Annotated in this window: 4 protein-coding genes; all 4 read left to right on the forward strand. The window is 62.9% G+C overall.

Annotation, left to right across the window (positions count from 1 at the left end; translation table 11 throughout):
- A partial coding sequence (smpB, locus tag Q7O19_RS13420; protein ID WP_303810987.1) for an SsrA-binding protein SmpB occupies positions 1-384 on the forward strand: 384 nt, incomplete at its 5' end.
- 5 nt (positions 385-389) lie between these two features.
- Positions 390-1,037, forward strand: coding sequence for a sulfite oxidase-like oxidoreductase (locus tag Q7O19_RS13425; protein ID WP_303810988.1), 648 nt, complete (start codon positions 390-392; stop codon positions 1,035-1,037).
- 19 nt (positions 1,038-1,056) lie between these two features.
- The gene (locus tag Q7O19_RS13430) at positions 1,057-2,622 is read left to right on the forward strand and encodes a response regulator (RefSeq protein ID WP_303810989.1); all 1,566 of its coding nucleotides are present in this window, start codon (positions 1,057-1,059) and stop codon (positions 2,620-2,622) included.
- 110 nt (positions 2,623-2,732) lie between these two features.
- The coding region (gene recA / locus Q7O19_RS13435; RefSeq protein WP_303810990.1) for a recombinase RecA at positions 2,733-3,324 on the forward strand (592 nt) is incomplete at its 3' end.

Genomic DNA, 3,324 nt, shown 5'->3' on the forward strand with positions numbered 1-3,324 from the left:
GGCATCATGCTGACCGGCACCGAGGTGAAGTCGCTGCGCAAGGGCCAGGCCAGCATCGCCGAAAGCTTTGCCGAGGTGCGCGATGGCCAGATGTGGCTGATCAATGCGACCATTCAGGAGTTCAGCCACGGCAATATCTTCAATCACGAGCCCAAGCGTCAGCGCAAATTGCTGTTGCATGCACGCCAGATCGAAAAGATGCACACGGCGGTCAGCCGCCAGGGCATGACGCTGGTGCCGCTCGTGATCTATTTCAATGATCGTGGCCGCGCCAAGATCGAGATCGCGCTGGGCAAGGGCAAGCAGCTCCATGACAAGCGCGAAACGTCGAAAGAGCGCGACTGGCAGCGCGACAAGGCGCGGCTGATGCGGGACAAGGGCTGACGCTGATGGCCGATGGCATCCGGAGCAAGCTTGTCGCCATCAAGCAGGCGTGGGCGCAGGCCGGCCGCCTGCTCACCGGAGAACGCGATCCCGATCACGCCAATCGCCTGCCGCCGGGCCAGCGCCTTGTCACCAGCTGGCCGGTGCTCGATCTGGGAGTAAAGCCCGATATTGCCAAGGCCGATTGGCGGCTGACAGTCGATGGCGCCGTGGCCAACCCGATCAGCTGGGATTGGGCCGCCTATCAGGCCCAGCCGCACAACGAGGATGTGTCGGACATCCATTGCGTTACCCAATGGTCGCGCTTCGACAATCGCTGGACGGGCGTCGCCACCAGCCATCTGCTCAGCGTGGTACAGCCGCTGCCGCAGGCCAATGTGGTGGTACTGCACGGGGCCGATGGCTATACGACCAACATCATGTTGGAGCGTTTCGCGGGCGATGATTGCCTGATCGCCCATGCCCATGATGGTGTGCCGCTGTCCCGCGATCACGGTGGGCCGGTGCGGGCGATAATCCCGCGCTGGTATTTCTGGAAATCGGCCAAATGGCTTACCCGCATCGAAGTGCTGGCCGTGGACAAACCCGGCTTCTGGGAGGTACGAGGGTATCACAACGAGGGCGATCCCTGGACGGAGCAGCGTTATAACTGAACCAACCGCCCCTGCAGCCGTGAACGACTGGATGCATTTCCAGCCCGTTCAAGCCGCCTGGCCAGCGCCCTATGCCGAAGGGCTGGCCAGCCCGTGGATCGGCACCCTGTTGATGAACCTGCCGATTGCGCTGGCGCTGCTCGATTCCTCGGGCCGCATCGTCACCGGCAATGATGCCATGCAGGCCACGGCCGGCACCGGCTGGCGCCCCGGCATGCGCCCGGAAGCGATGGTGGTGGGCGACGATGCCGGTATTTTGTCGCGCGCTGTTGCCGATGTGCTGGCCGGTGGTGAGCCGCACGTCCTGCGCCTTGCATTGGCCGAGCACCCCGATGAAGTGCGCGATATCAACGTGATGTCCACCCCGCCGGGCTTTGGTGTCTCGGCCCTGGTGGTGATGCGTGACATTCGCGAACAGATGCGGCTGGAAGCCCAGGTTGCCGCCGTCACGCGGCTGCAGGCGGTTGGCCAGCTTGCCGGCGGGGTGGCGCATGATTTCAACAATCTGCTCACGGCCATCCTCGGCCATGCCGAACAACTGCTGGAACGCTTTCCCGATGCTGGCGCCGAACATGATGCGGTTGTGGAAATTTTACACAACGGCAAGCGTGGCGCCAACCTGGTGGCGCAGTTGCTGGCCTTTGCCCGCCAGCAACCGCAGAACCGGCAATTGCGTTGTGTGCGTGAACTGGTGCAGGGGCTGCGGCCGCTGCTGACCAAATTGCTTGGCCCAGCCATCGAGTTGGATATTGTCGCGCCGCCGGGGCAGTTCTTCGTTCGGGCCGATCCAGGCCAGCTGGAACAAGTGATCGTCAATCTGGCCGTCAACGCCCGCGATGCCATGGAAGGCAATGGCCGGCTGGTGATCAGCATTGCCGATATCCTGCGCCGCGATGTGGTCGGGCTGGGCCATGCCATGATGCCGGCCATCGATTTCGTTTCCATCGATATTTCCGATACCGGCAGCGGGATTCCGCCTGAGATCGCGGCCAAGATTTTCGAACCGTTCTTCACCACCAAGCCGCTGGGGCAGGGCACTGGCCTTGGCTTGTCCACCGTTTATGGCATCATGAAGCAGTCGGATGGCTATATCTTTGCCAAGCCCGGCCCAGGTGGGTGCGGCACCACCTTCTCGCTCTATCTGCCAGGCCGGCCGCAGCCAGCCAAGGTTGCGCCGGGGCAGGTGGTGGCCGACGTGGCACCCGAACCGGTTGCCGCCGGCCGCCGCGTGCTGCTGGTGGAAGATGAACCATCGGTGCGGGCAGTGTTCGCCCGTGGCCTGGAACGCAAAGGCTGCGTGGTGACCACAGCGGGCGATGCCATGGTGGCGCTGGCCATCCTGCGCGACGGGCAGACCTTCGACGTGCTGGTGTCAGATGTGATGATGCCCGGGATCGACGGCGTTGAACTGGCCTTCGAAGCCGCGCGCATGTGGTCGGAAATGGGCATCGTGCTGATGTCGGGCTATGCCGAACTGCCGCGCCATCGCGAAGCCGATGCGCGCGGAATCCGCTTTCTGGCCAAGCCCTTCGCGCTGGCCGAGCTGGTTGCAGCCATCGCCACCGCACAGCCGTTGAAGGGCTGATTGGACAAATATTTCCGCCTTCCGTTCTCTTCTTGTTCTCAAAGAACAATTGGTGTACATCAAAAGCCGTTGACGAATTTGGATCGCGGCTTCAGGGAAGGGATCGGGTCATGGCATCTGCTCTAAAAGTGGTGGAATCGGGAATGGATCGGCAAAAAGCACTCGAGGCGGCCCTGGCCCAGATTGACCGTGCGTTCGGCAAGGGCTCGGTGATGAAACTGGGCCAGCGCGACGCGATGGAGGTGGAGGCGATCTCCACCGGTTCGCTCGGCCTTGATATCGCGCTCGGCATCGGCGGCTTGCCGCGCGGCCGTGTCGTGGAAATCTATGGCCCGGAAAGCTCGGGCAAGACGACGCTGGCGCTGCATGCCATCGCCGAAGCGCAGAAGAATGGCGGCACCGCGGCCTTTGTCGATGCCGAACATGCGCTCGATCCGGTTTATGCCAAGAAGCTGGGCGTCAATATCGACGAACTGATCGTCTCGCAGCCTGATACTGGTGAACAGGCGCTGGAGATCGTCGACACGCTGGTGCGTTCCAACGCCATCGATGTGCTGGTGATCGATTCGGTCGCCGCGCTGGTGCCGCGCGCTGAAATCGAAGGTGAAATGGGCGATAGCCATGTCGGCCTGCAGGCCCGCCTGATGAGCCAGAGCTTGCGCAAGCTCACCGGCTCGATCAGCCGCTCGCGCTGCCTCGTCA

It is taken from the genome of Sandarakinorhabdus limnophila DSM 17366 (assembly GCF_945882885.1).
Classification (GTDB): Bacteria; Pseudomonadota; Alphaproteobacteria; order Sphingomonadales; family Sphingomonadaceae; genus Sandarakinorhabdus; species Sandarakinorhabdus limnophila_A.

What these genes read in the sequence shown, in the direction of transcription:
- Q7O19_RS13425 (WP_303810988.1), top strand. Translation starts at nt 390, where the DNA reads ATGGCCGATGGCATCCGGAGCAAGCTTGTCGCCATCAAGCAGGCGTGG.